We start from the raw sequence: 19,048 nt of genomic DNA on the forward strand, positions 1-19,048 counted from the left end.
GGCAAGGCAACAAACGCCCTAACATCCCGCCGAGATTGACTACAGCTCGAACTATGCAAACCGCTCGCCTACCTCGCTTGGACTTGCGCCGACTGATCATCCTGTTGGCAATGCTGAGTGGCTTGATCACGCTCGGCATTGGCTTCTACGCCAGCTACAAGGTCCAGCGCGACTCACTGATCGGCAGCACACTCGCCGCCAACCAAGCGTATGCAGCAAAGTTGGCAGACGGAGCCGAAGAGTTCTTCCGTAGCGCTCAACAACAATTGGCTGTGAGCGCCGAGATCATGGCCGCGCGGTTCCCGGACGTTAACCAATGGCAGGCTGAGGCCTGGCGGCTTCGGCAACAGACCGACAGTTTCAATGCTGTGGTCATCACCAGCGCCGAAGGTAAGGTTCTCGCAACCGCCCCGAATACCGGACTACTGGTCGGCCAGAAGCTGAATTCGCCGGGCGCAAGCCAAGCGCTCGCCGAGCGCAAGCCCCTGATCAGCAGCCCCTATATTTCGGCTCTGGGCACATTGGTCGTCCTGATTTCACATCCCATCGTGGCAGACGACGGAACCTACCTCGGCTATGTCGGTGGAGTGATCTATCTGCGAGAGCGCAACATCCTGCACAGCATGTTGGGCCAGCACTTCTATCAGGACGGCTCCTACCTCTATGCCGTCGACCAGACGCGAAGGTTGCTCTATCACCCTGAGCCGAAACGGCTGGGTACGGTAGTGGGCGAAAACGCAGTGATCGACAGGGCGCTACAAGGCGAGTCCGGTAGCCTTCGGGTGGTCAACAGCCAAGGCGTGGACATGCTGGCCGGCTATGCGGCCTCCCCTGCCGCTGGCTGGGGCATCGTGGCTCAGCGGCCGACAGCCAACACCTTGCAACCGCTCGATGACCTGATGTTCAGGGTTGCTCGCCAGACCGCGCCGCTAGCCCTGCTGACGTTACTGTGCATTTGGGGCCTGGCGACGCTGATTACTCGACCGCTGTCGCAACTGGCCCAGCGCGCCAGCGAAATGGACGCACCCAACACCGCTGAGCGCATCCAGCGTATCCGCTCGTGGTATTTCGAAGCGGCCCAGCTCAAGCGCGCCATGCAATTGGGTATCAGCCTGCTGCATCAGCGCATCGGCAAGCTCAACCTGGACGCACAGACCGATCCGCTGACTGGGCTGCACAACCGTCGAGGCCTTACCTTCGCGCTGGAGATGCTCGGCAGCGAAGGCCGTTCCTTTGCAGTCATTGCGCTGGACATCGACCATTTCAAGCGCATCAACGACACCCACGGCCATGACGTAGGCGATACCGTCATCCAACAGATGGCTGGACTGATGAAGACTTGCTCGCGGGATGCCGACATTCTCTGTCGCAGCGGCGGCGAAGAGTTCTTGATGCTACTGCCCAACACCACGCTCGATTCGGCGTTGCTGGTAGCCGAGCGCTTGCGTACCTGCGTCGAGCTTGAGCAAATTCCGGTGGTTGGCCACATCACCGTTTCGCTGGGGATCGCAGTCTGGCCGATGCACGCCAGCGACATCGAACGCGTCCTGAAACTGGCCGATGCCGCGCTCTACCGAGCCAAGCAACACGGGCGCAATCGCTCGGAAATCGCTGAACCCGATCAGTACTTGCCGGAAGATTCCAAACCGGACGCTTGAGCTCTGCAAACCCCGCGGTTTTAGTGCTGACAGGATTCCGCCTTGACCTGGGCGACGGCAGACATGGCTAAAAAATACCCAGCTCTGTATACTCGCGCGCCTTTTTCATGCGCGGTTTTCGAGGTTCAAAGTCGATGAGCAAAACGCCAACAGTCGGGTTCGTCAGCCTGGGTTGCCCCAAGGCCACGGTCGACTCTGAACGCATCCTGACCCAGCTGCGCATAGAGGGTTACCAGATCGTGCCGTCCTACGAGGATGCCGATGTGGTGGTGGTCAACACCTGCGGCTTCATCGACAGCGCCAAGGCCGAGTCGCTGGACGCCATCGGTGAAGCCATCGCCGAGAACGGCAAGGTGATCGTCACCGGCTGCATGGGCGTCGCCGAAGACAATATCCGCAGCGTGCACCCCAGCGTCCTGGCGGTGACCGGCCCGCAGCAGTACGAGCAGGTGGTCAACGCCGTACACCAGGTTGTGCCGCCGAACATCGATCACGACCCCTTCGTCGATCTGGTCCCGCCGCAAGGCATCAAGCTGACCCCGCGCCATTACGCCTACCTGAAGATTTCCGAAGGCTGCAACCACACCTGCAGTTTCTGCATCATTCCGTCCATGCGCGGCAAGCTGGTCAGCCGCCCGGTAGGCGATGTGCTCAGTGAAGCCGAGCGTCTGGTCAAGGCCGGTGTAAAGGAAATCCTGGTGATCTCTCAGGACACCAGCGCCTACGGCGTCGACGTCAAGTACAAGACTGATTTCTGGAACGGCCAGCCGGTCAAGACGCGGATGCTGGAGCTGTGCCAGGCATTGTCGAGCATGGGCGTGTGGGTGCGACTGCACTACGTGTATCCCTACCCGAACGTCGATGACGTGATCCCGCTGATGGCTGCCGGCAAGCTCCTGCCGTACCTGGACATCCCCTTCCAGCATGCCAGCCCGAAAGTGCTCAAGGCCATGAAGCGTCCGGCCTTTGAAGACAAGACCCTGGCGCGCATCAAGAAGTGGCGCGAGATCTGCCCGGAACTGACCATTCGATCCACCTTCATCGTGGGCTTTCCTGGCGAGACCGAGGAAGACTTCCAGTACCTGCTCGACTGGCTGACCGAAGCCCAGCTCGACCGCGTGGGCTGCTTCCAGTATTCGCCCGTCGAGGGCGCCCCCGCCGAAGCCATGGATCTCGAGCCGGTACCGGACGACGTCAAGCAAGACCGCTGGGACCGTTTCATGGCCCATCAGCAAGCCATCAGCGCAGCGCGCCTGGAACGCAAGGTTGGCCAGGAACTGGACGTGCTCATTGACGAAGTGGACGAAGACGGCGCCATCGGACGCTCATGGGCTGATGCCCCTGAAATCGACGGCATGGTCTATGTCGACAGCGAGCGCCCACTGCAGGCTGGCGAAATGGTGCGGGTTCGGGTCACCAACGCCGATGAATACGACCTCTGGGCCGAAGTGATCTGATCAAACCCAACCGAGCGCGTTAAGCCCCGTACCCACGGGGCTTTTTTCTGTCCAGCAAGGCGACGCGATCATGCGCCATCCATTCGGCGCCGACCTGCATCAACACTGCGGCCGCTAATGAATGAGTGCCGACTTCTGGGCGAGAGCAGATGGCTTATTGCTGCATCGAGATGAAGCATTGTCCGCTTGGTCAGGTTCTTTCTGGGGCAAGAACCTGCGCTGGCGCCGAACGAGCCCGGCGCTATAGCTGACCGTAAGACTTATCTAATTGATAAATAAACAATAATACGAACATAAGGCCATTCGAGAGCACTTGGCTCAAGACTTGCTTTGTCAGATTCATCTGACCGTTCGGCCAAGAAAAAGCACACATAACGCAACAGGAGCGCTACATGAAATCCATACTGACCACTGCCGCACTCGCCAGCAGCATGATGCTCGCTGGCCAGGCAATCGCCGCACCGATGCTCTGGCAGAACAACAGCCTGACTTATCTGTACGGGAATGACTTCAAGGTCGACCCGGATACCCAGCACACCCTGACCTTCGAGCATGCCAGCGGCTGGACCTACGGCGACGTGTTCATGTTCGTCGACTACAAGTGGAATGAAAGCACGGACGACAGCGAGGCCGCACGGACCTACTACGGCGAGTTCAGCCCGCGTCTTTCGCTCGGCAAGACCACCGGAATGGATCTCTCGTACGGTCCGATCAAGGATGTACTGATCGCTTTTACCTACGAGCGCGGCGAGGACGAAGTGCAGAACTACCTGCTCGGGCCGGCCGTCGACCTGGCGGTTCCGGGCTTCGATCGCCTGGCCATCAACACCTACTACCGCAAGCCTGATGGCATTCGTGACAAGGCGTCCGGCCAGTGGCAGATCACGCCGACCTGGGCTATCACCATTCCCGTCGGCAGCTCGGACATCCTCTTTGATGGCTATATCGACTGGGTCGTCAATGACGCGGGTAACGAAGGCTCGGACGATTTCCAGTCGAAGAACTTGCACATCAACCCGCAGGTCAAGTACGACCTGGGCAAGGCCATATACCAAAAGGCCGGTCAGCTCTATGTCGGTATCGAATATGACTATTGGTCGAACAAGTACGGCATCAAGGACGGCGGCTTCGTCAGCGAAAACTTTGTCGGCCCTACCGACCAGAGCGCCTGGAACGCCATCGTGAAGGTGCACTTCTGATGCACGCAGCCGCCCGCTCCACGGGCGGCCCACCGTCTTGAACGGTCTTGCTCACCAACGGCGGTGCCCAAACGGTGCCGCCGTTGTTGCGTATCGAACACCGCCTTATTGTCGCGCGAGTGCACGGTCAGCCGAAGGTCTGTAGCCACCGCTTCCGGAGCCGGCGTAGGCTAGCATTCGACAAGCGCATCGGGCCTGATGCCGCCCCTACAGGGAAAGGACCTTATGACTACTTTCGACGCGTTGCTCCCCCCGGCGTCAACCGACGGTAAACGCACCGGGCGGATTCGCCAGAAGAACGAAGAGCTGATTCTGTCAGCCGCGGCGGAAGAGTTCGCCCACCACGGCTACAAGGGCACCAGCATGAACGCGATAGCCCTTCGAGCAGGTCTGCCCAAGGCCAACCTGCATTACTACTTCACCAACAAGCTCGGCCTCTACGTCGAAGTGATGCGGCATATCCTCGAACTCTGGGACAGCGCTTTCGATCACCTCACCGTCGAGGATGATCCGGCCGTTGCGCTGGCTGATTACATCCGCACCAAGATGGCTTTTTCCCGCAAACAGCCACAGGCCTCGAAGATCTTCGCCATGGAGGTCATCAGCGGCTGCGAATGCCTTTCCGCGCATTTCAACGAAGACTATCGCGATTGGTTTCGCGGTCGCGCAGCAGTGCTGCAGGCCTGGAGCGATGCCGGCAAGATGGACCCGATTGACCCCATGCACCTGATCTTCCTGATCTGGAGCAGCACCCAGCATTACGCCGACTTCTCCGATCAGATCCGACGCATTACCGGTCAACGCCGCGTCACCAAGGATGATTTCGAGCGCGGCACCGAGACGCTCATCCAGGTGATTCTCAAAGGGTGTGGCCTGACCCCACCACGCTGACCCCAGCGCCATTCACCGTTTGCTCCCGAGCCGTCAGCCTGTATGTCCCGACGCCTGCGTATCCATTCACCTGCGATCCATTACTTCGACATGGTGCGGCGTTGCCAGTCGATCCGCGAAGCCGCGCGGCGTCTGAACGTCGCCTCCTCCGCTGTGAACCGGCAGATCCTGAAGCTGGAAGGCGAAATCGGCTCGCCGCTGTTCGAGCGCCTGCCAGCGGGCCTGCGCCTGACTGCGGCTGGCGAAGTCTTCGCGCGTCACGTCCTCGTCGTATTACAAGACGCTGCGCGCGCGAGCTCGGAACTCGACGCGCTGCAAGGCCTGCGCACCGGCCATGTGGAGATCGCCACCGTTTCGGGCGTCACCGTCGACTTGCTGCCCTCGGTGCTGGAAAGCATGACAGCACGCTATCCGCACATCACGGTCGGGGTGACCAGCCTGGGTTCGCAAGCCATTCCGGAAGCGGTCGTCAGTGGCCAGGCCGATATCGGCATCGCCTTCGCGCTGCGGCGGACTGCCGATCTGCAACAGCTCGGCGTCGGTCATTTTCGCCTTGGCGCCATCGTTCCTGCGGGCCATCCGCTGGCAGACCGCCACGAGGTGAGCTTCTCGACCTGCGCCGCGCACCGCCTGATTCTGGCCAAAAGCGACCTCTCGATTCACCACCTGCTTGCCCCGGTATTGGCGCGTACCCGTTCGCCACAGAAAGCGGCACTTGAAACCAGCTCGGTTGAGCTTGCAGCGCAGATGGCTAAGCGTGGCGCCGGCATCGCCTTCCAGACACGTATCGGCATCGAGGCGGAACTGTCTGCAGGTAGCCTGGTGCACCTGCCGCTGAACGACAACGGTCAGGTGCTCAGCGATCTCGGCGTATATGTACGCAGCTCACGCTACCTGCCCGTGGCGGTGGATGCATTCGTTCGCGCGCTCTGCGAGGAAATCACTCTTCGCGAACAACGCGAGCGCACCGATGCCGGGCTGATCTGACGTACCCCCTGGCCCCGCCGCGCCCTCCCATACAAAACCCAACACCTCCCGCCGCTCAGCTCAGAACCAATCCCTTCAAAACAGCACGCTCAGTGCCTCAGCCATCAATGAGAGCGAAGTTGTTTCGCCTCACTCAAAACCCGGCTGGGTGCGCCCTTTCGGAGCATACGGCTTCGGCTAAAAGCTGCCCTCAAGCCTGTAGATCACACCCGGCGCGGATTACCACAAGCCCCGTTTTAGAGCACCCCAGGCCCTATAAAGAGGCAGCAAGCACTGATGCCGAAACGGCATCGGCATGCGCGATATTCTCTTCTTTTGCGCACAGCTGACGCGCCGGATACTGCAGCGCAAAGGGTCACCGCCCTCCCGTACGCAGGACTGTTTACATGTCTTATCCCCTCCTTCCAGGCCACGCCCCCGCCTGCCATCTGCCGTTGATCGACCTGACCGGCCTGCTCGGCAAGGATCCACAGGCACGCATCGCCGTCGCCGAGGAAATTGGAAAGGCGTGCCGTGACTGGGGCTTTTTCTACATCCACCACCATGGCATCGATGCGGCGCTGCAAGCGGTCGTGTTCGAACAGGCGCGACAGCTGTTCGACCTGCCTGACGAAGCCAAACGAGCGCTCGACAAAGCCGCCTCCCCTGCCAACCGTGGATACGAAGCGCTGCGCGGTCAGCGGCTGGAGCCAGGCGCGCCGGCTGACTTGAAGGAAGGCTTCTATCTTGGCCGCGACCTTCCGGCAGAAGACCCGCGCGTACAAGCCGGACGCTTCAATCACGGGCCGAACCAGTGGCCGGTGACCCTGCCCAATTTCCGCACTGCCATGGCGCGTTATCACGCAGCCATGACCGATCTCGCCGAGCAGCTGATGGCGGGACTGGCGCTATCGCTTGAGCTGCCGGAGGCGTACTTCGCCGGCTTCTGTGAAGACGCCATGGCCACTCTGCGGCTGCTGCACTACCCGCCGCAACCCGCAAACGCTGCGCCGGGCGAGAAGGGTTGCGGTGCGCACACCGACTTCGGCGGCTTGACGCTGTTGCTGCAGGACGACAACCCCGGCCTGCAAGTCTGGAATCACCGCACTCAGGACTGGATGGACGCTCCGCCTCTAAAGGGCACCTATGTAGTCAACCTCGGCGACATGATCGCCCGCTGGACCAACGACCGTTACCGCTCGACCCTGCACCGCGTGGTCAATCTGTCCGGTCGCGAACGTTACAGCGTGCCGTTCTTCTACGGCGGCAACCCCGATCATCTCGTCAGCTGCATCCCGACCTGTCTCGCGCCCGACGAAGCGCCGCGCTACCCAAGCGTCACGGTCGAAGAACACTACCGCGAGATGTATCGGAGGACGTATGCCTGAACGCCATGTCGTACTGATTCACGGCGCCTGGGCCGGCAGCTGGGTCTGGGACGGTTTGCTCGACGGGCTGCGGTCTGCCGGCTTCACGCCCCACGCTGTGGACCTGCCCGGTAACGGCAGCGATGAGACGCCAGCAACAGCGGTGAGTCTCGAGAGCTACGCGGCGCACGTCTGTACGCTGATAGACCAACTGGAAGGCCCCATACAGATGGTGGCGCATTCCGGCGGCGGAATGACTGCGACGGCTGTGGCCGAAAAGCGCGCCGAGCGTATCGCGGGCGTGTCCTATGTCGCCGGCATGATGTTGCCCAGCGGCTTGTCGTTCGCAGAAGCCTGTGCGGAATTGGTCAGTACCGCGCCGGAAGTGTCCGGCGTAGGCCCTTTTCTACAGCGCAGCGCGGATGGACTCGGCACTCGGGTGCCCGCCGAAATCGCCTGCGCACTGTTTTTCCATGATGTGCCATTGCCGCAAGCGCTGGCCGCCGCGCAGCGGTTGGGGGTCCAGCCCGACAGCGGACGTGCAGTCGTAGCGCGCTGGACCGCCGAGCGCTTTGGCCGCCTGCCACGCCTGTACATCGAATGCAGCACGGACCGCTCGGTGGTGCCGGCCGTTCAACGCTGGATGCAGGAGCTGGTGCCGGGCGCCGAACGGGTCACGCTCGACTGTGGGCACGCGCCGCAACTGGCCGCCCCGGACAGGTTGCTCGCCAGCTTGCTGCCATTTTTCTCACACCATCCCGACCCCGTTTTCTGATCGACACCCTCTCGTGACGCCAATCAAGGAGCGACGCCCCATGTTCAAGAAAACCCTGATCGCCAGTTCATTGCTGGTCCTTTTCTCCCAAGCTGCGCTGGCGGCCGATACCGTGCGCTGGCTGAATGACTGGCTGCCCGCCGGCGACAAGGCAGTGATCTATCTCGGCGTCGACAAAGGCTTGTTTGCCGACCAGGGCATCGAGGTGGAGATCGCCAGCGCTCGCGGCGGCAGCGACGTGGTGACCAAACTGGCCACTGCCAGCGCCGACTTTGGCAGCGCCGGCCTGGCCTCGGTCCTGCAGGCGCGGGCACAGGGACCTGTGCCGGTGGTCGCCGTGGCACCGATCTACAACAAGCAGCCAGACGCCTTCTTTACCGCAGAAGGTTCTGGCATCGAAGCGTTCAAGGACATCGCCGGCAAGACGGTCGCGACCCCGACCTTCTCCGCCTCCAATGTGGTGTTCCCGCTGGTGCTCGAAGCCAACGGCATCGACCGCGACGGAGTGAAGCTGCTCAAGCTCGACCCGGGCGCGCTGGCGCCCATGCTGGCCACCGGCAAGGTCGATGCGACCATCAATTGGGTCACCGTGGCACCCGGCTTCGCCCGCTCCATGCAGGAAGCCGGCAAGCAACTCAAGGTCATCCCGTGGTCGGACTACGGCTTCGACGGCTATGGTCTGTCACTGATCGCCTCTGAACGCTTCCTGAAGGACAACCCCGAGGTTGCGAAGAAATTCATCAAGGCCTACCGCCAAGCCCAGGACATGGCTATTGCCGATCCCGCCGCAGCCGCGGCTGCACTGAAGAAAATCGTTCCAGAAGTCGATGAGCAGCAGGCGGTCGAGCAGTTCACGGCGTCAGTCCCACTGATGCAGAACGAGGTCAGCGAAGCCGAAGGAACCGCCCAATTCGACGCCGAGCGCCTGGAAACCACATGGCAATGGGTCGCCCGCGCGCAGAATCTGCCAAGCGACAGCCTCGACCCGAAACAGGTCATTGCCAACGGTTTTGTCGAGTAACCGCATGAATCAGACCGAAACCCGCTCGGCCGTACGGCCGAGCATCACCTTCGAGCAGGTCCGGCAGGTGTTTACCTCCTCGGATGGCAGCGAAGTGGTGGCCCTCGACGACACCAGCTTCGCCATCGATCGCCACGAGTTCATCGCCGTAATCGGCCCGTCAGGCTGCGGCAAGTCGACGTTGCTGCGGATTCTTGCCGGTCTGATTCAGCCCACCAGTGGTCATGTCAGCATTTACGGCAAGAAGCTGGACGGTCCGCGTGATGAGGTGGGCATCGTTTTCCAGAAACCAACGCTGCTGCCCTGGCTGACGATCCGCGACAACCTAACCTTTCCGATGAAGCACAAGTACGGGCGGGTCACCCAACAGGAGCGCGAGCGTGGTGAAGAGCTGCTCCAGCTGGTGGGCCTTCAGGAGTTCGGCGGCAAGCGTCCGGATGAGCTGTCTGGCGGCATGCAACAGCGCGCAGGCATCGCCCGCGCGCTGTTGCACGACCCGGAGATCCTGCTGATGGACGAGCCCTTCTCGGCGCTGGACGCCCTGACGCGCGACGAACTTAGCCTGGAGCTGCTGAACATCTGGACCCAGCGGCCGAAGACCGTGCTGTTCATCACCCACTCGATTCCCGAAGCGCTGCTGCTGGCCGACCGCATCCTGGTGATGTCAGCACGCCCGGGCCGGGTGACCGAGATCATCGATGTCGATATACCTCGACCGCGGTCGCTGGACACTCTCACGGAGCCCCGTTTCAACGAGCTCGCCAACCATATCCGTCGCAAGGTATTCAGTCGTCATGGTCTCTAAAAGCGCACTGGGCGAGCGTTTCGCCCCTGGGCTGGCACTGCTCGGTCTGCTGTTGCTCTGGGAAGCAGCCTGCCGCCTGTTGAGCCTGCCGGCATTCGTTTTGCCTTCCCCGATCGCCATCGTTGCCGCCACCTGGAAGCTCGACCCGACGATCTGGGCCGAGCACATCTTCGCCACGCTGCGGGTAACCCTGCTCGGCTACGGGCTTTCGATTCTGATCGGGATTCCGTTGGCTATCGCGCTGGCATCGTCCAGGCTGCTGTCACGCACGCTCTATCCGCTGCTGGTCATCGTGCAGTCGACGCCCATCGTCGCGGTCGCCCCGATCATCGTGGTGGTGATGGGTGCCGGTGACCTGCCGCGCGTGTTCATCACCTTTCTGATCGCCTTTTTCCCCATCGTGGTGTCGACGGTAACCGGCCTGCTGGCGACGCCACCTGAGCTGATCGAATTGTCGCGATCGCTGGGCGCCTCGCGAACCCGCGAGTTTCGCAACATCCGCCTGCCCTACGCGATTCCTCACCTGTTCTCGGCGCTGCGCATCTCCATCACGCTGGCGGTGATCGGTGCGGTGGTTGCCGAGTTCGTCGCGGCGGACAAGGGCCTGGGCTACTTCATCAATTTCTCGACCTCGATGTTCCAGGTCCCACAAGCCTTCGCGGCCTTGATGATGCTGGTCATCATCAGCCTGGTGCTGTTCCAGCTGGTCGGCCTCGCGCAACGCCTGTTCTTCACCTGGAGCCTGCCGAAAGGCGAAAGCTGAGCCTGCCTGCCAGCAGATCTAATCTCTCAATGGACATCTCACCATGCCCCTAGACGACACTGCCTTGCTGCGTAAAAGCTTCGACGTGGCGCGCCGCGCGCTGGCCGAGGGTACGCACCCCTTCGGCGCCATTCTGGTCGGCCCGGATGGCGAGACCCTGCTCGAACAGGGCAACGCATACATGCCGGACCATGACATGACCGGCCACGCCGAACGTGTACTGATGACCCGCGCCTCGACCCGCTATACGCCGGAATTCCTCTCGCGCTGCACCATGTACACCTCGGCCGAACCCTGCGCGATGTGCGCGGGCGCCGCGTACTGGGTGGGTCTGGGGCGGGTGGTGTATGGCCTTTCCGAGCGCAGCCTGAAGACCATCACCGGCAACCATCCGGAAAACCCGACGTTGGACCTGCCCTGTCGCGTGGTCTTCGAAGCGGGCCAGCGAAAGGTCGAGGTCGTCGGGCCGTTGCTTGAAGATGAAGCGGCCGCCCTGCACGACGGCATCTGGTAAGGCTCACTCAGCCAGAATCAGGCAAGCCCTCGGCAGGATCGACATAACGCCGCGTACCGTCCGCTGCTTAGCATTCATCTAACGGCGCATCCGCGCTGCCGAATGACCGAGCGAGGATCTGCGCATGTCGAACATCAACGGAAAAGTCGTACTCATTACCGGCGCCAGCAGTGGCATTGGCGAAGCCACGGCGCGCCTGCTGGCCGCTCGCGGCGCTACGGTTGTACTCGGCGCCCGCCGCGTAGAGCGGTTGGAACAGCTTGCCGCCAGCATCACCAAAGCCGGTGGCAGCGCAGCCTTTCGCGCATTGGATGTCACCAGCCGCGAGGACACCCAGGTCTTCGTCGATTTTGCCGAACAGCGCTTTGGCCGGGTCGACGTGATCATCAACAATGCCGGGGTGATGCCGCTATCACGCCTCGATGCCCTGAAAGTCGATGAGTGGGACCGGATGATCGACGTGAACATCCGCGGCGTGCTGCACGGCATCGCCGCCGCGCTACCGCTGATGCAGCGTCAGCGCTCAGGCCAGTTCATCAACATCGCCTCCATCGGCGCCTACGCAGTCAGCCCCACTGCAGCGGTCTACTGCGCGACCAAGTACGCGGTTCGCGCCATCACCGAAGGGCTGCGTCAAGAGGTCGGCGGCGACATTCGCGTCACCCTGGTCTCACCCGGTGTCACCGAATCGGAACTGGCCGAGAGCATCTCTGATGAGGGCGCACGGGCGGCCATGAACGATTTCCGTCGCATTGCCATTCCAGCCGAAGCCATCGCGCGCGCCATCGCTTATGCCGTCGAGCAGCCAGCCGATGTGGATGTGAGCGAACTGGTGGTCCGCCCGACTGCTAGCCCCTACTAGCGACACCATTATGGTTCTGCTTACCGGCAGCCCGCATTGGGCTGCTCGGCTCACGGACTCGATGTTGCCCGATGCGAGCCGGTCTGAGCCTGGATCATCAAAAGCGCCTTCTTCGCCCGCCCCACCCCGGTGCACCCAGGGGCGGCAATGCCCTTCCTGGCACCAATTCGAAGCACTGATAAGGCTCGCTGTTATCGTGAGCCGACAGCCAGCCGCCTTGTTGTTGGCTTCGCTGCGGAATCCTGACTGCCTGGCCAGCTTTTTGCTATTCACTCGGTCATGACTTCCAGCGGACGTTCCCATGCCCGATACATCCCAACCCCGCCTGCAGCTGAACGGCATCACCAAGCAATATCCAGGCTGTCTGGCCAATGACCGCATCGATCTCATCATCAATGCCGGCGAAATACACGCACTGCTCGGCGAGAACGGTGCTGGCAAAAGCACGCTGATGAAGATCATCTACGGCGTCACGCAACCCGACGCCGGGGAGATCCGCTGGGAAGGCCAACCGGTCGTCATGCGCGACCCCGCGCAGGCGCGTGAGCGCGGCATCGGGATGGTGTTCCAGCACTTCTCGCTGTTCGAAACCCTGAGCGTCGCCGAGAACGTGGCGCTGGCCCTCGGTGCAGCCGCCGGAACGCCCAAACAGCTGGAATCGAAGATCCGTGAAGTGTCCCAGCGTTATGGCATGCCACTGGAGCCGAATCGCCTGGTTCATAGCCTCTCCATCGGTGAGCGTCAGCGGGTGGAAATCGTTCGCTGCCTGATGCAGGACATCAAACTGCTGATTCTCGACGAACCGACCTCTGTACTCACTCCACAGGAGGCCGACGACTTGTTTGCCGTGTTGCGCCGGCTGGCGGGGGAAGGCTGTAGCGTCCTGTTCATCAGCCACAAGCTGAACGAGGTGCGAGCGCTATGCGAGGCCGCAACAGTGCTGCGCGGCGGGCGTGTCTCCGGCGATTGCATACCTGCCGAATGCAGCGATCTGGACCTTGCAAGGCTGATGGTCGGCGATGCCGAGGGGCTTGAAGCGGAGTATCCGAAAGCCGTAGGCGGCACGCCTTTTTTGCAGGTCGAGTCGCTGTCCTGGCACAACGCCGATCCGTTCGGCGTGTCACTTGAACAGGTGATGCTCGAAGTCCGCGCCGGGGAAATCGTCGGTATCGCCGGTGTCGCCGGCAATGGCCAGGACGAGCTGCTCGCACTGCTCAGCGGTGAACAGCGCCTGGCGCGGGACCAAAGCGCACGCATCCGCTTTCTCGACGCTCCCGTGGCGCACCTGGCGCCGGATGCTCGGCGTCGCCTGGGGATGACCTTTGTCCCGGCCGAGCGCCTCGGTCATGGTGCGGTGCCGGCGATGAGCCTAGCTGACAACGGGCTGCTGACCGCGTTTCAACAGGAGGGAATGGTCAACCACGGACTGATTCGGCATAGCCGAGTCGAGGCATTCGCGCGGCGCATCATCGAGACCTTCGCGGTAAAGACCCCCGGCACCCATACCCCGGCGCGCAGCCTCTCCGGCGGCAACCTGCAGAAATTCATCCTCGGCCGCGAAATCCTCCAGCAACCGAAACTGCTGATCGCCGCGCACCCGACCTGGGGCGTGGATGTCGGCGCGGCCGCAGCGATTCACCGTGCGCTGATCGAGCTGCGCGACGCCGGCGCCGCCATTCTGGTGATTTCTGAAGACCTCGAAGAGCTGTTCCAGATCAGCGACCGCATCGGCGCGCTGAGCCATGGCCGCTTGTCGCCGCTGCAGCCCACCGCTGCTACCAGCGCCACGGACGTCGGCCGCTGGATGGCGGGACAGTTCGATCACCCCACGACCACAGCCGCCTGAGAATTCCATCATGTTGTTATCCCTTGAACCCCGCGGGTACGAATCGCGCCCGATGCTCTGGCTCTCGCCCGTGCTGGCGGCGCTGTTGACCTTGTCTAGCGGTGCCCTGTTGTTTGCATCACTCGGTCACCCGCCGCTGGAAACCCTGCGTGTGCTGCTGATCGACCCGGTCAGCGACCTCTACGGCGTCTCCGAACTGCTGGTCAAGGCACTGCCGATCCTGCTCTGTGCCTTGGGCTTGGCCGTGGTCTACAACGCGCGGATCTGGAACATCGGCGCGGAAGGCCAGCTGCTGATTGGCGCACTGGCAGGCAGCGCGGTGGCGGTGCATGTCATCGAGTGGGATTCGCGCTGGGCGCTGGTGCTCAGCCTGCTCGTGGGCACCCTCGGCGGTGCCGCCTGGGCGGGACTCTGTGCCTGGCTGCGCACGCAGTTCAACGCCAACGAGATCCTGACCAGCATCATGCTCAACTACATCGCGCTGAACCTGTTGCTGTTCGCCGTGCACGGCCCGCTTAAAGATCCGGAGGGTTTCAACTTTCCCGAATCGGCGATGTTCGGCGACGCCACGCGACTGCCGCAGCTGTTCGAGGATCTGCGCGTGCACGGTGGCTTCTATTTCGCATTGCTGGCGCTGGTGGTGGTGTGGGTGCTGCTGCAGAAGAGCTTTCTCGGGTTTCAGATCAAGGTGCTCGGGCTCGACAAGCGTGCTGCCGGCTTTGTCGGCTTTCGCGAGAAGCGGCTGATCTGGATCGCGCTGCTGATCAGTGGCGGCCTGGCCGGCCTGGCGGGTGTATCGGAAGTCGTCGGCCCCATAGGCCAGCTGGTGCCGCAGGTGTCGCCTGGCTACGGCTACGCCGCGATAACCGTGGCCTTTCTCGGTCGACTCAATCCCATCGGGATTGTCTTTGCCAGCCTGCTGATGGCGCTGCTTTATCTCGGTGGCGAGAATGCCCAGATGGCGGCCAACCTGCCGCAATCGATCACTCAGCTGTTTCAGGGCATGGTGCTGTTCTTTCTGCTGGCATGCGATGTGCTGATTCTCTATCGCCCGCGCCTGAAGGGCTGGAGCCGCAAGGTGCAGCCAGCAGCGCTCGAACCGGAGCCCGCCGCATGATCTCCTTGCCCCACTTTTCCGATGGTTTGCCGCTTGCAGCTCGAGGCTTGATTTGATGGATATCGATCTACTCACCAACATCTTCTACGCCATGATCAGGACTGGCACGCCGCTGCTGCTGGTGGCGCTCGGCGAGCTGGTCTGTGAAAAGTCCGGCGTTCTCAATCTCGGTCAGGAAGGCATGATGCTGTTCGGCGCAGTGGCCGGATTCATCGCCGCTTTCGCTACCGGCAATCTCTGGCTAGGCGTGGTGTTTGCCTGCCTTGGCGGCATGCTGTTGTCGCAGCTGTTCGCGTTGGTGGCGCTGGGCTTCAATGCCAATCAGGTAGCCACCGGACTGGCGCTGACCATCTTTGGCGTCGGTCTGTCCTCATTCATTGGCGCGGGCTGGGTCGGCAAACCACTGGCCGGTTTCGAGCCGATCGCGATCCCACTGCTCAGCGATATCCCGCTGATCGGGCGCATGCTGTTCGCTCAGGACTTGCTGGTCTATCTGTCATTCGCGCTGTTCACATTGGTCGCCTGGGTGCTGCTGAAAAGCCGTGTCGGGCTGATCATCCAGGCGGTTGGCGAGAATCCCGATGCCGCCAGTGCGATGGGCCTGCCGGTGCTGCGGGTGCGTGCGCTGGCCGTGCTGTTCGGCGGTGCCATGGCAGGGCTGGCGGGAGGTTACCTGTCGCTCGCCTACACGCCGATGTGGGCGGAAAACATGACCGCAGGCCGTGGCTGGATCGCCCTGGCGCTGGTGGTCTTTGCCAGCTGGCGGGTGGGACGCGTGCTGCTCGGCGCCTATCTGTTCGGCCTTGCCAGCATCCTGCATCTGGTCGCGCAGGGGATCGGTTTGTCGATCCCCGGCAACCTGCTGGCAATGCTGCCCTACGTGGCGACCATCATCGTACTGGTGCTGCTGTCGCGTGACGCCATCCGCACCCGCCTCTACGCGCCGGTGTCGCTGGGGCAACCGTGGAAAGCCGGTCATTGACCCGCGTGGAGAGCGGGACCTACGGGCCCGCTCTCCATCTGTTGCTAATACGTGGCACCAGCCCCTGCACCACTGCTGCCCCTACAGACCGAGGCCCAGACGCCGCAGCAAGGCCTTTTCGATTTCCAGGATGACCAGTACCGCCACCCCGGCCAGTACCACCACCATCCCCGTGGACAGCGATAACGCCTCGGAGGCGAACAGCGACTGCATGAACGGCGCGTAGGTGAACAGCAGCTGCAAGGCGAATACGCCAAACACCGCGACCAGCACCCGCGGCGTGCCCTTTACGCCCTGCACGGTGAAGGATGGCGCCTTCAGGTAGCGCACGCTGAACAGATAGAACACTTCCATGCAGACCAGCGTGTTGACCGCCACAGTGCGCGCCGCCTCGACCGTCGCGCCCTGCGAGAGCATCCACTGGTACATGCCGAAGATGCCGGCCAGGAACAGCGCGGAAACGAAGAAGATTCGCCAGATGACGAATCGCGACAGCATCGGTTCGTCCGGCCGTCGCGGCGGACGCTGCATCACATCCGCCTCTGTCGGCTCAAAGGCCAGCACCATCGCCAGTGCCACCGAGCTGACCATGTTGACCCACAACACCTGCACAGGCGTGATCGGCAGGGCGATGCCGAGCAGCACAGCCAGCAACAATGAAAGCGACTCGCCGCCATTGATCGGCAGCAGGAAGGTCACGGTCTTGCGCAGATTGTCGTAAACGGTACGGCCTTCTTCCACGGCATGCGCAATCGAAGCGAAGTTGTCGTCCGCCAGCACGATGGCACCGGCCTGCTTGGCCGCCTCGGTGCCCTTCATCCCCATCGCCACACCGACATCGGCTTGCTTCAGCGCCGGCGCATCGTTGACGCCATCGCCGGTCATCGCGACCACTTCGCCGTTGGCCTGCAGTGCACGCACCAGCCGCAGCTTGTGTTCCGGGCTGGCGCGGGCGAACACGCGGGCTTCGGCCACAGCCTGCCGCATGGCCGCTTCGTCCATATGCTCCAATTCAGGTCCGGTAATCGCCTTGATGTCATCACCCATGCCGAGCTGTCTGGCAATGGCGCTGGCCGTCACGCCGTGGTCGCCGGTGATCATCACCACCCGGATGCCGGCAGCGCGGCACTGCGCAACTGCGCGTATCGCCTCCTCGCGCGGTGGATCGATGATGGCGACCAGCCCCAGCAGGGTCAGCGCGTTGGCGACATCAGCGTGTTCAAGCATGTCCTTTCCGGCGGGCAGTTGGCGCCGAGCGAGCGCCAGGACCCGGCGACCGGCTTGCGCCTGCGCCTCGACCTTCGCATGCCACAGGTCCAGTTCCAGCGGCCGCTCCTCGCCATCGGCCATCATCTGGTTGGCGCACATGGCCAAAATGCGCTCCGGCGCGCCCTTGACCAACACCTCGCTGCCGCCATCAGTCGCGTGCAGCGTCGCCATGAAACGGTGCTCGGACTCGAAGGGGATCACATCCAGTCGCGGCCGATCGACATGCAGATTGGTCGGCGACAGCCCTGCTTTCATCGCCAGGGTCAGCAAGGCACCCTCGGTGGGATCACCGGCCAGGGTCCACAGCTGGTCCTTCTCGTGCAGGCTGGCGTCGTTGCACAAAGCAGCTGCTTGCATCAGTGCGCTGACCGCCGGAGAACGCGCCAGCAACGCGGCCGGTTCGACTGCCGCGCCGTCGAGCAGGAGCGCACCTTCAGGCGCGTAGCCGGCACCTTCGACTTTCAGCGACTGGCCGGCGCAGATCACCTCCTGCACCGTCATCTCGTTACGAGTGAGGGTGCCGGTCTTGTCGGAGCAGATCACCGTCACCGAACCCAGCGTTTCCACTGCGGGCAGTCGCCGAATCACCGCATTGCGGGTCGCCATCCGCTGCACGCCGATGGCAAGGGTGATGGTCATGATCGCCGGCAGCCCTTCCGGGATTGCCGCCACTGCGAGCCCCACCGCTGCAATGAACATTTCACCGGCGCCCATGCCGCGTACCAGCGTCCCGAACAGGAACAGCAGCGCGCTGGTCGCGAGAATCACCATCGTCAGAATGCGGCCGAATTCCTCCATCTTGCGCAGCAGCGGCGTGGTGCCCTGCTCGACCGATTCCAGCATGCGACCGATGCGACCGATTTCCGTGGCCGCGCCCGTGGCGACGACAACGGCGCGGGCCTGCCCCTGTGTCACCAGCGTACCGGCGTAACCCATGCAGAGACGATCACCAATGGGCGCGTCATCGGCCACCGCCTCGACCTGTTTGTCCACCGGAACGGACTCACCGGTGAGCGCTGCCTCGTCGATGCGCAGGTTGCGCGCCTGCAGCAGTCGCACGTCCGCCGGCAGGCTGTCGCCTGAGGCCAGCAGGACCACATCGCCGGGTACTAGATCTGCGGCATCGATGTCCTGTTGACGACCATCGCGCAGCACCACCGCATGTGGCGCCAGCAGGTGACGGATTGCCTGAATGGCTTTTTCCGCCTTGCCCTCCTGCACGAAACCGATGGCGACGTTGAGCACCACCACCACCAGGATCACGAAGGTATCGACCCAGTGCCCCATCAACCCGGTGACCAGCGCGGCGGCAATCAATACATAGAGCAGCACGTTGTTCAGATGGCGCAGCAACCGTTGTAAGACGCTCGCGGGCTTGGCTTCATCGAGACGGTTCGGCCCGTAGCTGGCGAGCCGCTCCTTCACCTGATCGTGAGTCAGCCCTGCGGGCGATGCTTCAAGCTCACGCAACGCCTCATCAGCCTGACAGGCGTGCCAGCAGTTGGCTCGGGTTTGCTGTTCGGGCATGGGATCCCCCTTTGTCTTGATTCGCTGGT

The 19,048-nt window shown here is 62.6% G+C and carries 16 protein-coding genes; 15 read left to right on the forward strand and 1 reads right to left on the reverse strand.

Annotated elements, in window-relative coordinates; all coding sequences use genetic code 11:
• Positions 1 to 53: 53 nt before the first annotated feature.
• From ACSSNI_RS12360 to ACSSNI_RS12430, 15 genes are all read left to right on the forward strand, one after another.
• Entirely contained in the window at positions 54 to 1,658 is a 1,605-nt protein-coding gene (locus ACSSNI_RS12360) for a sensor domain-containing diguanylate cyclase (RefSeq protein WP_200638016.1), read from the forward strand.
• A gap of 134 nt (positions 1,659 to 1,792) precedes the next feature.
• Positions 1,793 to 3,115: a 30S ribosomal protein S12 methylthiotransferase RimO gene (gene rimO, locus ACSSNI_RS12365; RefSeq protein WP_200638014.1), complete on the forward strand. Its 1,323-nt coding sequence runs from the start codon at positions 1,793 to 1,795 to the stop codon at positions 3,113 to 3,115.
• 392 nt (positions 3,116 to 3,507) lie between these two features.
• Positions 3,508 to 4,314, forward strand: coding sequence for an outer membrane protein OmpK (locus ACSSNI_RS12370; protein ID WP_200638012.1), 807 nt, complete (start codon positions 3,508 to 3,510; stop codon positions 4,312 to 4,314).
• A 225-nt stretch (positions 4,315 to 4,539) separates the two neighbouring features.
• On the forward strand, positions 4,540 to 5,205 hold the full coding sequence (locus ACSSNI_RS12375) for a TetR/AcrR family transcriptional regulator (protein ID WP_159968549.1): 666 nt from the start codon (positions 4,540 to 4,542) through the stop codon (positions 5,203 to 5,205).
• A 42-nt stretch (positions 5,206 to 5,247) separates the two neighbouring features.
• Positions 5,248 to 6,192 carry a LysR family transcriptional regulator gene (locus ACSSNI_RS12380; protein WP_200638010.1) on the forward strand — a complete coding sequence of 315 codons (945 nt, stop codon included), beginning with the start codon at positions 5,248 to 5,250 and terminating at the stop codon, positions 6,190 to 6,192.
• 386 nt (positions 6,193 to 6,578) lie between these two features.
• On the forward strand, positions 6,579 to 7,559 hold the full coding sequence (locus tag ACSSNI_RS12385) for an isopenicillin N synthase family dioxygenase (protein WP_200638009.1): 981 nt from the start codon (positions 6,579 to 6,581) through the stop codon (positions 7,557 to 7,559).
• The gene (locus tag ACSSNI_RS12390) at positions 7,552 to 8,313 is read left to right on the forward strand and encodes an alpha/beta fold hydrolase (RefSeq protein ID WP_200638008.1); all 762 of its coding nucleotides are present in this window, start codon (positions 7,552 to 7,554) and stop codon (positions 8,311 to 8,313) included. The genes ACSSNI_RS12385 and ACSSNI_RS12390 overlap by 8 nt, the downstream gene beginning before the upstream one ends.
• A gap of 40 nt (positions 8,314 to 8,353) precedes the next feature.
• Complete coding sequence (locus tag ACSSNI_RS12395; protein WP_102834622.1) at positions 8,354 to 9,334, forward strand: ABC transporter substrate-binding protein; 981 nt, start codon at positions 8,354 to 8,356, stop codon at positions 9,332 to 9,334.
• Between the two features lie 4 nt (positions 9,335 to 9,338).
• Positions 9,339 to 10,139, forward strand: coding sequence for an ABC transporter ATP-binding protein (locus ACSSNI_RS12400; protein ID WP_148924878.1), 801 nt, complete (start codon positions 9,339 to 9,341; stop codon positions 10,137 to 10,139).
• Positions 10,129 to 10,902, forward strand: coding sequence for an ABC transporter permease (locus tag ACSSNI_RS12405; protein ID WP_200638007.1), 774 nt, complete (start codon positions 10,129 to 10,131; stop codon positions 10,900 to 10,902). Before ACSSNI_RS12400 ends, ACSSNI_RS12405 begins: the two co-directional genes overlap by 11 nt.
• Before the next feature lie 43 nt (positions 10,903 to 10,945).
• A complete protein-coding gene (locus ACSSNI_RS12410) occupies positions 10,946 to 11,416 on the forward strand; it encodes a nucleoside deaminase (RefSeq protein WP_102834625.1) in 471 nt (156 codons plus the stop codon).
• Between the two features lie 124 nt (positions 11,417 to 11,540).
• Positions 11,541 to 12,278: an SDR family oxidoreductase gene (locus ACSSNI_RS12415; protein WP_200638006.1), complete on the forward strand. Its 738-nt coding sequence runs from the start codon at positions 11,541 to 11,543 to the stop codon at positions 12,276 to 12,278.
• Between the two features lie 301 nt (positions 12,279 to 12,579).
• On the forward strand, positions 12,580 to 14,124 hold the full coding sequence (locus ACSSNI_RS12420) for an ABC transporter ATP-binding protein (RefSeq protein WP_200638005.1): 1,545 nt from the start codon (positions 12,580 to 12,582) through the stop codon (positions 14,122 to 14,124).
• Positions 14,125 to 14,134: 10 nt separating this feature from the next.
• Positions 14,135 to 15,241, forward strand: a complete 1,107-nt coding sequence (locus tag ACSSNI_RS12425) for an ABC transporter permease (protein ID WP_200638002.1) — start codon at positions 14,135 to 14,137, stop codon at positions 15,239 to 15,241.
• Between the two features lie 55 nt (positions 15,242 to 15,296).
• Positions 15,297 to 16,223 (forward strand): ABC transporter permease, encoded by a 927-nt coding sequence (locus tag ACSSNI_RS12430; protein ID WP_200638000.1) that lies wholly within the window; start codon positions 15,297 to 15,299, stop codon positions 16,221 to 16,223.
• A gap of 81 nt (positions 16,224 to 16,304) precedes the next feature.
• On the opposite strand, the gene ACSSNI_RS12435 is transcribed toward ACSSNI_RS12430, so the two are convergent.
• Positions 16,305 to 19,019 (reverse strand): cation-transporting P-type ATPase, encoded by a 2,715-nt coding sequence (locus ACSSNI_RS12435; protein WP_200637998.1) that lies wholly within the window; start codon positions 19,017 to 19,019, stop codon positions 16,305 to 16,307.
• Positions 19,020 to 19,048 lie beyond the last annotated feature (29 nt).

It is taken from the genome of Stutzerimonas tianxiuensis (genome assembly GCF_053470365.1).